This window comes from Acinetobacter sp., assembly GCF_045628685.1.
In the GTDB taxonomy this organism is placed as follows: domain Bacteria; phylum Pseudomonadota; class Gammaproteobacteria; order Pseudomonadales; family Moraxellaceae; genus Acinetobacter.
Genome location: NZ_JAZQPV010000003.1, coordinates 1 through 12189 on the forward strand (window position 1 = coordinate 1; position 12189 = coordinate 12189).

The window sequence follows — 12189 nt, forward strand, 5'->3', positions numbered from 1 at the left end:
TGTGCAGCAAATCTGTTGATGCGGGATGGAGCAGTCTGGTAGCTCGTCGGGCTCATAACCCGAAGGTCGTTGGTTCAAATCCAGCTCCCGCTACCAATACTACTTAGAAGCAAACTAAGTAGGCGATTTAAATAGTATTTAAATGGTGATTGATTTTTGCATGTTGTTGCGGGATGGAGCAGTCTGGTAGCTCGTCGGGCTCATAACCCGAAGGTCGTTGGTTCAAATCCAGCTCCCGCTACCACTTTTTGATTAAGGTGCAACTTAATCAAGCAACCATTGAACAGTTTTTGATTGAAAATGCTCAGTGAATTGTATATAATTTTTGCACGTTGTTGCGGGATGGAGCAGTCTGGTAGCTCGTCGGGCTCATAACCCGAAGGTCGTTGGTTCAAATCCAGCTCCCGCTACCAAGTTTCTAAAAGGCTCACAAAAATGGTGGGCCTTTTTGCACAGTGGACTTTGGTTTTTCTGTGTACACAGGGGCGATTACGCCCTTTTTTATTGGCTATCGTGTAGTGTCGACATCAATTGGTCAAATCGTCATGTTTCACTACTAATATAGTTGAGTTAGTCTGAACCGGTCACAGCGACTATTGAATCGCACAACAATGACGAGAGTAAATGAAGCTATCAAATAAAACTCAAGCACTCCAAGATCTTATAGCTCCTGCAGTGCAAGCTTGTAATGTAGAACTTTGGGGAATCGAATTCCTTCCTCAAGGTAAGCGTTCTTTATTACGTATCTATATTGATAAAACCAACGAAAACAACACGCAACCTGTCATGAATGAAGATGGTGAGCTCGAAGAAGGTCGTGGTATTGGCGTTCAAGATTGTGTTCGCGTAACACAGCAAGTCGGTGCAATGCTTGACGTACATGATCCAATTTCTGGTGAATACTCACTTGAAGTGTCTTCTCCAGGTTGGGATCGACCATTTTTTCAACTTGAGCAAATGCCTGCATATATCGGACATCAAATTGCTTTACGTCTGATTAGTGCAGTAGACAACCGTCGTAAATTTCAAGCAAAACTCATTGCAGTTGATCTTGAAAATGAAGTCATTCAAGTCGAAGTTGAAAATCAGCAGATACTTGAAATCGACAGTCATAATATCGACAAATCAAATTTGATCTTTCAAGATTAATTCATTCAATAAATAAGAATCTGAACGAATAGGTGACTTATGGCTCGTGAAATTCTTACCGTAGTAGAAACGGTTAGTAACGAAAAAGGTGTAAGTCGTGATGCAATTTTTGAAGCGCTTGAACAAGCTTTAGTTGCTGCGACTAAAAAGAAATTTTACGAAGGCACAAACTCGGAAGAAGCACGTTTACGTGTGGAAATCGATCGCAAAACCGGTGATTACCGTACTTTCCGTCAATGGGAAGTGGTTGCGGACGAAGATCACGAAATGCCTGCATGTCAGGATGCGATCTCTGATGTTGACCCTGAAAAATGGTCAATCGGGGATATTCGTGAACTTGAAGTTGAATCAATTGATTTCGGTCGAATTGCAGCACAAATTGCAAAACAAGTGATCGTGCAAAAAATTCGTGAAGCTGAACGTGCTTTAGTTGCTGATGCGTACGAATCTAAAGTTGGTGAACTCATCTACGGTGAAGTGAAAAAACAAACCAAAGATGGCTTTATTATTGACTTGGGTGAAAATGCTGAAGCATATCTTTCTCGTGAAGAAATGATTCCTAAGGAAATTCTTCGTCCTAAGCAGCGTATCAATGCCATTTTATATAGCGTGAACCGTGAAGGTCGTGGTGCACAATTACTATTGTCACGTGCGCGTCCTGAAATGCTGATTGCTTTGATGAAGAAAGAAATTCCTGAAATTTCTGAAGAAATCATCGAAATTAAGGCAGCTGCACGCCAGCCGGGCGTTCGTGCTAAAATTGCTGTGAAAACGAACGATCATCGTATTGATCCTGTAGGTGCTTGTATTGGTATGCGTGGTACACGTATCCAGGCAGTACAATCAGAATTGAACGGTGAGCGTATTGATGTGGTGGTATGGTCTGATGATCCAGCACAGTACATTGCAAGTGCTTTAGAGCCTGCTGATGTATCGAGTATTGTGATTGATGAAGATGCCCATAGCGCAGATATCATTTTTGCCGCAACGGATCAGTTGGCGCGTGCCATTGGTTCACAAGGTCAAAATGTTCGTTTGGCATCTGAATTGACTGGCTACAAATTGGATATGATGCTCGAAGAAGAATTCTACGCGCGTCAACAAAATGAAGCTCAACAATACCTCGACATGTTCGTAACACGTCTTGATATTGAAGAAGATTTGGCAATGGCTTTGGTTGAGATGGGCTTTACTTCGCTTGAAGAGATTGCTTATGTTCCAGCTGAAACATTTGATGAAATTGAACTCGATGCTGAAACTGTTGAATTATTGCAAAGCCGTGCGAAAGAAATTACATTGGCAGACGCATTAAAACAACAAGAAAACATCCAAGAGCCAAGTGCAGAACTTGTTGCAATGGCTGGGATGACACAGGAAATCGCGTATGCACTTGCAGCTCGCGGTGTGGTAACAGTAGATGATTTGGCTGACCAGGCAACCGACGATATTGAAGATATTGAAGGTTTGGGTGCTGAAAAAGCAGGTCAACTCATTATGAAAGCGCGCGAATCATGGTTTAACTAGGAGGAAATATATGACGGACAAGTCGATTAAAGAGTTAGCTCTCAGCGTAGAACGTCCAGTTGAGAAGCTCCTAGAGCAGGTTCGTGACGCAGGCTTACCGCAACGTAAAGCTGAAGATATTATTTCCACTGAACAACAAAATACCCTCGTTAGCCATTTGAAGAAAGTTCATGGTCAAGACGATGGGCATGCAGGAAAAATCACGTTGAAACGTAAAACAACCAGTACTGCTAAAGTAGCCAGTACATCAGGTAAGGCGAAAACAATTAATGTAGAAGTTCGTAAGAAGCATACATTTGTTAAGCCAGATCCTGAACAGATCAAAGCAGAAGCATTGGCTAAAGCCGAGCAAGCCAAAGCTGCACCTGAGCAAACTACAGTAGCGAAAACTGCTGATGCTCCAAAAATTGGTGTAAATAACGCTAGTAAAGCCTTAGAAGCTATGCGCGCCGCTGCGAAGCAAACCAGCGACAAGCAAGAAGTATCTAAAGCTGCTGTTGTCGTGACACGTAAGTCAAACAACAAGCCGATTGTAAAACAAACGGTTAAGCAAGTTGAAACGGCTGAACAGAAAAAATTACGTGAAGCACAATCAGCGCAATTAAAAGCAGTTGAAGAAGCAGCACGTCGTAAGTCAGCTGAAGAAGCGCAACAACGTACGCTTGAACAAATGCGTCAAATGGCGACTAAGTACTCAGCAGAAGACACTACAGCAACCATCCGTGTTGTTGATGATGCGCCTTTGGCAGCTGGTCTTGTTGGTCAAGCTTATGAAGACTCGTTTGCGAAAGAAGACCGTGAAATTAAACGCGGTACTAATACGCCAACTGCACGTGCACCGAAAAAAGGTGGCCGTCGTGGTCAGGAAGAGCAAAGTTTTAGTAAACAGCCTAAACGTGGTCTAAAAACCAGTCAAGGCAATAAGCATGGCTTTGAAAAACCTGTTAAAAAACAAGTTTATGATGTTGAAATTGGTGAAACCATTGTTGTTGCTGACTTAGCAGCAAAAATGGCAATCAAGGTTCGCGAAGTGATTAAATCACTCATGAAAATGGGCGAGCTTGTAACTCAAAACCAGGCCATTGATCAAGAAATTGCAGCACTTGTAGTTGAAGAAATGGGCCATCACCCAGTTCTAGTGTCTGATACTCAAGCCGAAGACAACTTGCTTGAAGCAGCTGAAGAAGCGCGTGGCATTCAAACCACTCGTGCTCCTGTTGTAACCATCATGGGTCACGTTGATCATGGTAAAACATCGCTTCTTGACCGTATTCGCCGTACTAAAGTGGCTGCGGGTGAAGCGGGCGGTATCACACAGCATATCGGTGCATATCACGTTAAAACGGATAAAGGCATTATCACTTTCTTGGACACACCGGGACACGCAGCGTTTACTTCAATGCGTTCACGCGGTGCGAAAGCCACTGATATCGTGGTTCTTGTTGTTGCGGCTGATGATGGTGTTATGCCACAGACTGCTGAAGCAATTGATCATGCACGTGCAGCCGGTACACCAATCATTGTTGCGATCAACAAGATGGATAAAGAGTCTGCTGATCCAGATCGTGTATTAAACGAATTGACCGCTAAAGAAATCGTGCCTGAACAATGGGGTGGTGATGTACCAGTAGCCTTGGTTTCTGCCCATTCTGGTCAAGGTATTGATGAATTGCTTGACCTGATTTTGATTCAATCAGAAATGCTTGAATTGAAAGCATCTGAAGAAGGTGCTGCGCAAGGTGTTGTAATTGAAGCGCGTGTAGACAAAGATCGCGGTGCTGTTGCTTCTATCCTTGTTCAAAATGGTACCTTGAATGTAGGTGATTTGGTCCTTGCGGGTGCATCTTACGGTCGTGTTCGTGCGATGGTGGATGAAAACGGTAAACGTATCAAATCAGCAGGTCCTTCGATTCCAGTAGAAATCCTGGGTCTTCCTGAAGCGCCGATGGCGGGTGACGAAGTTCTTGTTGTAAACGATGAGAAGAAAGCACGTGAAGTCGCTGATGCACGTATGGCACGTGAGCGTGAAAAACGTCTTGAGCGTCAATCTGCAATGCGTCTTGAAAACATCATGGCGTCTATGGGCAAAAAAGATGTGCCTTATGTGAACGTTGTGCTTAAAACTGATGTACGTGGTACCTTGGAAGCATTGACTGTAGCCTTGCAGGCATTGGCAACAGATGAAGTACGCGTTCGTGTAATCGGTTCTGGTGTAGGTGCAATCACTGAATCAGACGTAACACTTGCTGAATCTTCTGAAGCAGTTCTGCTGGGCTTTAACGTACGTGCTGATAATACTGCACGTCAAAAAGCAGATGCAGATGGCATCGACATTCGTTACTACAGCATTATCTATGAATTGATTGATGATGTGAAAGCGGCAATGAGCGGTAAGCTTGCTCCTGAGCATCGTGAAACAATTCTGGGTGTTGCGCAAGTACGTGAAGTATTCCACTCAAGTAAATTCGGTGCGGCTGCGGGCTGTATGGTACTTGAAGGTGTATTGCATCGTAACAAACCGATTCGCGTATTACGTGATGACGTGGTTGTGTTCCAGGGCGAGCTTGAATCTCTTCGTCGCTACAAAGAAGTGGTTGAAGAAGTTCGTGCCGGTATGGAATGTGGTCTTGCGGTGAAAGGCTATAAAGATATCAAAGTACTCGATAAGATCGAAGTCTATGATGTTCAATTGATTAAACGGAGTCTTTAATGGCGGGTAGTCAGCGTCTTAAGCGTATGGCTGATACAGTTCAGAGAGAACTCTCTGAACTGATTCGTCAAGAGCTTAAAGATCCACGCTTAGGTGGTCTGGTGACCATCTCTGCGGTGAAAGTTAGCGCAGACTTAGGATATGCCGAAGTTTATGTGACTGTAATGGGGCGTGAGCTTGGCGATGAGCAAAGTGAAGCTGCAAATAAAGAAACGCTGGATGTATTAAACAAAGCATCTGGGTTTTTGCGTCACGAATTGAGTCGTCGTATCAAGACACGCATTACGCCGCGTTTGCGTTTCCATTATGACAAAACCAATGCTTACGGCAATTATATGTTCGGTCTGATTGCAGAAGCAGTGAAGGATTTACCTCCTGCTGAAGCAAAGCAAGATGATGAATAATTGATCTAATAAAAAAGCCACCTTCGGGTGGCTTTTTTTGTGCTGAAATCTTGCGGGAAAAGAGATTAATGTCAGGCACTGCAGCAGGATGAATTGAAAATAGCCAAAGAACTGAAAAAATAATAAAGAATCTAGTTTTATTTAGTTTAGATCATCAGAAGAATTGTGGTTGTCTTTTGTAGGAGCGCGACGTCGACTTCGTTGCCAAGGTAGGGGGCGTTCAAGTGCTTCAGGAACCTCACCACTGGTTGAACGTAAACGCAGGTGCAGAGCGGCTTGCGCCATTAAATTTGCAGATACGGGTGCGGTAATGAAGGCCAATAAAGTCAATAAAATTTCGGCAAAACCAAAACGTCCGTGAAATGCTGAAAAAATCATAGCGGCAATTAAAAAACTCCCTAAGCCCAAAGTGCTTGATTTTGTCGGAGCATGCAGACGCATAAATAAGTCGGGCAGGCGAACCATACCAATGCCACCGACTAACATAAAGAACGAACCAATCAATAAAAAAATTGAGACCAGGATTTCCATCACAAGTTGCATCACTGTTTCTCCTAATCTACGACATGACCAGTGGTGAAGTAGCGGGCCAAGGCTGCAGTAGAAACAAAGCCCAGCATGGCAACCAGTAAAGCTCCTTCAAATAAGGAGCTGTTTGCCCAATAAACGCCCAGAATTACCATCAGACAGGTGGCATTCAGAAATAGGGTATCCAGGGCTAAAAGACGATCTACAATGGATGGACCCACGACTAAACGAACCAGGCAAAGAAACATCGAGACGGTAATAGCCACCATACATATGCCGAAGGCATAAGGTAAAATAGTCATGAGTCTTCTCCTAATTCCACCGAAAAAATAGCCATGAGTGGTTTTTCATAACGATTTTTAATTTCGATAATGTCATTTTCGGAATTATCTGTACTTAAGGCATGTACCAAAATATCACCACGATCATCGTCAATCCCTGCAGTGACTGTGCCCGGAGTTGTGGTAATAATCAGTGCCAGTAACACATTAACCTGTTCATGCTGTGTTTCTAAAGGTACGCGAAACCATTTGGGATGTAGGTTGCGTGTGGGTCCAAGCACCAGTTTAGCCACTTTTATATTACACAGGATAATATCCCATAACACCACAAAGAAGAGTTTTAAAGCCAATATCCAGTTAATATCGGGAGTACGGGTAATGAAGGGCCGTACCAAACGCGGAATCAGAATCCCGAGCAGTAAACCCATAAGCAGTGTCCCTGAATCTAGGCTATGTGCCAGCATGATCCAGCTTAAAGCCACAATCACAGATACAAATGGATGAGGTAGCCAATTTTCCCAGAACGATGTTTTTTGCATAATTACGGCTCCCTAAGTTTGAGCTGGGTATCATCTGGATGAACAGGTTTCTGCATGTGCTGGTCTTTAATTTGACGCTGCTTATATTCTGAAATGTGCTCACTTGCTAAAGTATCTTCAGAAATGATATACGGAATCAGATGTGCATTTGGATCTACGCTTTCACCCCCATATTTGGTTTCAGGCAGGTTTTCAGGATCATAAGGTTGAACGCTAATCACCTGATCACGATCATCTTTATGCAGAATCTGCGCTTCATATAAGGCATTATTTTGTATTTGTTCAGCGGTATTAAACATATATTGCTGAATAGGACTGGCACAGACCATATATACGATTAAACCTGAAAGCAGTAAATAGATGGTTTTGTCATTTCGTGCCGGCGATTGTTCAGGTAAAGCTTGATAGATTTTAAAATTATCAGTCAGGGCATTGTCTTCGGGCGTTGTGGCACGCCAAAACAGCACAAAGCCAATTCGTGTAAAGGCAATCATGCTGAGTAAGCTGACAATCAGTACCACAATAATAATCACCAGTTGATAAGGTGAATGTGAAGTGGCTTGCAAGATAAAGACTTTACCCAAAAAGCCACTAAATGGCGGTAGGCCGGCCATCATCAAGGCAATTAAAAAGAACACCAATGACACCACTTTGTGTTGTTTCATTTGCGGTGCAATATTGAAATGGTCCTTGAATATTCCACGTTGCGACGTAATCCAGCCAGAAAGCAAATAAAATGCCGCCCCAATCAGGGTGCTATGGACTAAATAATAAAGTGCCGCAGCCCATGCCAAGGTATTAAACAGCGAAATAGCAATTAAGATGGTTCCGATTGAGGACAGAATCATAAAGCCGACAAAACGCCGTAAACGTTCTGCCCCGATTGCCCCGATTGCCCCGTAAATAGAGGTCAGTAAACCAATAGGCAGTAACCAGTTTGCCAAAATACTGTGGCTTAAATCATCTTCGAAAATCGTGCCATTAATCCTGAGAATGGCATAAATGCCCACTTTGGTCATAATGGTAAAAATTGCTGCGACAGGTGTGGTTGCCACGGCATAGGTTTTCGGTAACCAAAAACCTACGGGCAAAATGGCGGCCTTAATCCCAAATACGACAAATAACAGTAAGCCACCCGCGACAGCAAGTTTATGCTGATCGGGTTCTAGCAGAGGAATTAAGCGTGCGACATCTGCCATGTTTAAACTGCCGACACTACCGTAAATCATTCCGAGTCCAATCAGGAACAGAGCGGAGGCCAGTAAGTTAATGGTGACATAATGAATGCCCAACTGAAAACGTGCTTTGCCTTGTCCATGTACCAGCAACACATAAGATGCCATCAACAAGATTTCAAAGAATACGAATAAGTTAAACAAGTCACCTGTCAGAAAGGCGCCGCACAGACCCATCAGCAAGAAATGGAACATGGCATGAAAATAACGGCCACGTATATCCCATTCATGACTGGCATACCATAAAATTGGGGTCGCCAAGGCATAAGTCAGCACGATCATTAATGCAGAAAGTTGATCTAATACCAGCACAATGCCGAAGGGTGCAGACCATTCCCCCAAATTGTAAGTGCTAATTTGCCCACTGCTGGCCAAAATCAAATAAAGAATTGCAGTGGCTAAACCTAGAATCGAAGAAACGTAACTAATTCCACGACGCCAAGGTTGACGCCAATCGCCTGATAATGCACCTGCGCCAGGATTTCCCAGAAGAACCAATAAAAAAGCAGTAAAAGCTGGGATTAAAATACTAAAAATAGGGGTGTGTTCAGTCCAAAACTGAATAACAGCATTCATCAAGGCTGATCCTCACGCGAGTCAATCGGCACAATATCTTCTTTGGAGTCAACGTGATCTGTACCTGTTTCATAGCGACTGCGCAAAGCCAGTTGCACAATAAAAGCGGTGGTCGCAAAACCAATCACAATGGCGGTTAATACCAAGGCTTGGGGCAGAGGATCGGTGGCTTTGGTGGTTTCAGTCAAAACTGCAGGGGCATTAATCTGAATCCGTCCCATGGCAAACAGGAATAAATTGACCGCATAACCAATCATGGCAAGACCTAGAACTACCGGGAAAGTGCGGGCACGTAAAATAAGATAAATTCCCGTCGCAGTCAGTAATCCAATAGCCGAGGCGAGTAAGAATTCTATACTGACCATTTTATTCTCCCTTGAGCACTGGGCCAGCCATGCTGGAGTGACGTGAGTCGCCTAAGACCGAAATCATCAGCATGGTGGCACCGACCACAGTGACATAGACCCCGACATCAAATAAGGCAGCAGAAGCTAGATGCATTTCACCTAAAATTGGTGGTGAGATATAGATATGTGCGCTGGTGAGGAAAGGACGTCCCCACAACCATGCACCTAACCCGGTTAGTCCGGCAATGACCAAGCCTGAACCAATCCAGATTTCATATAAACGTCCGGATTGGGCTTTTAGCATTTGTTCTGCTTGATCTTGACCCAAAGCAATATATTGGATAATTAAAGCTAAAGCGGTAATCAAGCCGGCAATAAATCCGCCACCCGGTAAGTTATGACCACGCAGGAAAATATACAGACTTACTACCAGTGCCAAAGGTAAAACCCAGGATGCAGTAATCCGGAACATCAATGGAGAGGGATTAAAACGGTAGGTCAAGCCTTGGGTAATGATCGTACCGTGGGTACGCATGCCATCCATTAAACATAAGGCACCAATGGCAGCAATACCAAGTACGGTAATTTCACCAAAAGTATCGAAACCACGGAAATCGACCAGAATCACATTGACCACATTGGTGCCGCCACCCAGTGGAATTGATTGCTGCATGAAGAACCATGAAATCGAGTTGTGGTCACGGGTCAAGATTAACCAGCTAATCCAGCCAATACCAAGACCGCCACCAATAGCAATCAACGCATCACGCCAGCGACGTGGAATACTGGATTCATACGGGGTCAGCTGGGGCAGCAATGACAGGCTCATCAGCAACAGTACGGTAGTGACCACATCCACGGTGATTTGGGTTAAAGCCAGATCGGGTGCAGACAAGGTCACAAAAACCAGGGTTACCACTAAACCGACAGCCCCGCTAATCAGCACCGCTTTAATTCGTTCATGATGGAACCATAACATCATCCAGCAGGCAGAGAACAATAACAGCCAGAGGACAATGGCAAGCGCAGGCGCATGGGTTAATTCACGTGTACCTGTGGTGAGTCCCTGATTGATCAGAGGCATGGCAAGCAAAGCCGCACTAAATAATACAATCCACGTTAAATATGTTTGCAGTGAACCATTTTCAGTTTTACGTTTTAACTTGCGTGAATTGAGTAAGAGATGCTTTAAGAATAAATCAAACAGGATTCGGCCCTGGAATTTACCCAGTACAGGATCAAGATCAATCTCACGGATTCTGCCATTTTTGGCAAAAGTGAAATAGAAAATGATTCCTCCCAACAGTGCAATGATACTCATTACCAAAGGCAGGTTAAAGCCATGCCAGATGGCTAGATGTGTGCCTGCAAAGTCAGGTAATTGAGTACTGGCACGCGCAGTTGAATTGACAATTTTTTCAACCAAAAGGGCAGGGGCCAGACCGACTAAAATACATAAAACCGCCAGTATAAGCGCAGGTGCGCGCATGCCAAAAGGCGGTTCATGTGCATTTTGATTAGGGACTTGTCTTCCCATCGGGCCATCGAAAAATACTCCATGCACCAAACGCACTGAATAAGCCACTGCAAAGATTCCAGCCACGGTGGCTGCAACCGCCGAGAAAATCATCACTGGGCCAGAAAGATTGGCTAGCAGTTCAGTAAAGAACATCTCTTTGGACAAGAATCCGTTGGTCAATGGTACACCCGCCATTGAGGCCGCCGTAATCATGGTCAGGGTCCCAGTAAACGGCAGAAGTTGCCAGATACCATTTAACTTGCGTAAATCACGGGTTCCGGTTTCATGATCAATGATTCCGGCAATCATGAATAATGCGGCTTTAAAGGTCGCATGGTTAATAATATGGAAAATTGCAGCAGCAATCGCAAGTGGTGATCCAATCCCCAACAGGCAGACTATCAAGCCTAAATGACTGATGGTGGAATAGGCGAGTAAGCCTTTTAAATCTTCTTTAAAAATGGCAAAAAAGGCTGCCATGCACAGGGTAAATAATCCCACAAAAGTCACAATATTATGATAAAGCGCTGCACCGACAAAAATTGGGGTAAAACGTGCCAGCAGGAAAATCCCCGCTTTGACCATGGTCGCAGAATGCAGATATGCCGATACAGGCGTAGGTGCTGCCATGGCATTTGGCAGCCAGAAATGAAACGGGAACTGGGCACTTTTGGTAAAAGCACCCACTAAAATCAGTAGCAAGGTCGGAACAAACAATGAATGGCTTTGAATTTGATCCTTCATCGTAAGGATTTGATCAATTTGATAAGTTCCGGTTATTTGACCGAGCAGGATAAAACCACCCAGCATGGCCAGACCACCCAATCCGGTAATGGTGAGCGCCATACGTGCACCGCGCTGTGCAGCTTCGTAATTGCTCCAGTAACCGACCAGAAGGAATGAAGAAATACTGGTTAATTCCCAAAAAATAAGCAATAAAATTAAATTGTTAGAAAGTGATATTCCCAACATTGCCGCCATAAATAGCATCAGCAATATATATAATTTACTCAGGGAGCTTTTAGGACTTAAATAATAATAGGCATAAATATAAATAAGGGTGCCGATACCGCTAATCAGTAAGCAAAACAAGAGGCCTAAGCCATCCATACGGAAGCTCAAATCGATGCCTAGCTGGGGTAACCAAGCCCAAGTTTGGGTGATTGTTCCGCCATTAAATACAGGTTGTGCTTGGGTCAGTAACAAGATCAATGTGCTTAAACTGACTCCAATGGCCGCTAGAGCCATTACCCCGCGTGAAAATTGTTTCAACCACGAGACAAGGGTAGTGCCCAGTACTAACGGTAACAATATAATAATCGGTAGCACACTCATATCCATTGTCGTGAATCAGGTTTTTAAAAACCTAAGGGTGAA

At 44.0% G+C, this 12189-nt stretch carries 10 protein-coding genes and 3 tRNA genes; 7 read left to right on the forward strand and 6 right to left on the reverse strand.

Annotated elements, in window-relative coordinates; translation table 11 throughout:
• Positions 1-19: 19 nt before the first annotated feature.
• The 7 genes from ACKI4H_RS00735 (at position 20) to ACKI4H_RS00765 (ending at position 5787) form a co-directional block, all read left to right on the forward strand.
• Positions 20-96 (forward strand) — tRNA-Met (locus ACKI4H_RS00735).
• A gap of 71 nt (positions 97-167) precedes the next feature.
• A tRNA-Met gene (locus ACKI4H_RS00740) sits at positions 168-244 on the forward strand.
• 92 nt (positions 245-336) lie between these two features.
• Positions 337-413, forward strand: a tRNA-Met gene (locus tag ACKI4H_RS00745).
• A 211-nt stretch (positions 414-624) separates the two neighbouring features.
• Positions 625-1149 carry a ribosome maturation factor RimP gene (gene rimP / locus ACKI4H_RS00750; protein ID WP_407303223.1) on the forward strand — a complete coding sequence of 175 codons (525 nt, stop codon included), beginning with the start codon at positions 625-627 and terminating at the stop codon, positions 1147-1149.
• A gap of 39 nt (positions 1150-1188) precedes the next feature.
• Complete coding sequence (gene nusA / locus ACKI4H_RS00755) at positions 1189-2673, forward strand: transcription termination factor NusA (protein WP_407303224.1); 1485 nt, start codon at positions 1189-1191, stop codon at positions 2671-2673.
• Between the two features lie 10 nt (positions 2674-2683).
• Positions 2684-5383 carry a translation initiation factor IF-2 gene (gene infB, locus ACKI4H_RS00760; protein ID WP_407303225.1) on the forward strand — a complete coding sequence of 900 codons (2700 nt, stop codon included), beginning with the start codon at positions 2684-2686 and terminating at the stop codon, positions 5381-5383.
• Entirely contained in the window at positions 5383-5787 is a 405-nt protein-coding gene (locus ACKI4H_RS00765) for a ribosome-binding factor A (protein ID WP_407303226.1), read from the forward strand. The genes infB and ACKI4H_RS00765 overlap by 1 nt, the downstream gene beginning before the upstream one ends.
• Positions 5788-5928: 141 nt before the next feature.
• Here the strand turns inward: ACKI4H_RS00765 and ACKI4H_RS00770 are convergent, their stop codons facing one another.
• Genes ACKI4H_RS00770 through ACKI4H_RS00795 form a run of 6 tightly spaced genes read right to left on the reverse strand, consistent with a single transcriptional unit; the run spans position 5929 to position 12153 of the window.
• A complete protein-coding gene (locus ACKI4H_RS00770) occupies positions 5929-6330 on the reverse strand; it encodes a Na+/H+ antiporter subunit G (protein ID WP_407303227.1) in 402 nt (133 codons plus the stop codon).
• A gap of 11 nt (positions 6331-6341) precedes the next feature.
• A complete protein-coding gene (locus ACKI4H_RS00775) occupies positions 6342-6617 on the reverse strand; it encodes a monovalent cation/H+ antiporter subunit F (RefSeq protein WP_407303228.1) in 276 nt (91 codons plus the stop codon).
• Complete coding sequence (locus ACKI4H_RS00780) at positions 6614-7135, reverse strand: Na+/H+ antiporter subunit E (protein WP_407303229.1); 522 nt, start codon at positions 7133-7135, stop codon at positions 6614-6616. Before ACKI4H_RS00780 ends, ACKI4H_RS00775 begins: the two co-directional genes overlap by 4 nt.
• Positions 7136-7137: 2 nt before the next feature.
• Entirely contained in the window at positions 7138-8946 is a 1809-nt protein-coding gene (locus ACKI4H_RS00785; protein ID WP_407303230.1) for a monovalent cation/H+ antiporter subunit D, read from the reverse strand.
• The gene (locus tag ACKI4H_RS00790; RefSeq protein WP_407303231.1) at positions 8946-9311 is read right to left on the reverse strand and encodes a Na+/H+ antiporter subunit C; all 366 of its coding nucleotides are present in this window, start codon (positions 9309-9311) and stop codon (positions 8946-8948) included. Before ACKI4H_RS00790 ends, ACKI4H_RS00785 begins: the two co-directional genes overlap by 1 nt.
• Before the next feature lies 1 nt (position 9312).
• The gene (locus ACKI4H_RS00795; RefSeq protein ID WP_407303232.1) at positions 9313-12153 is read right to left on the reverse strand and encodes a monovalent cation/H+ antiporter subunit A; all 2841 of its coding nucleotides are present in this window, start codon (positions 12151-12153) and stop codon (positions 9313-9315) included.
• Positions 12154-12189 lie beyond the last annotated feature (36 nt).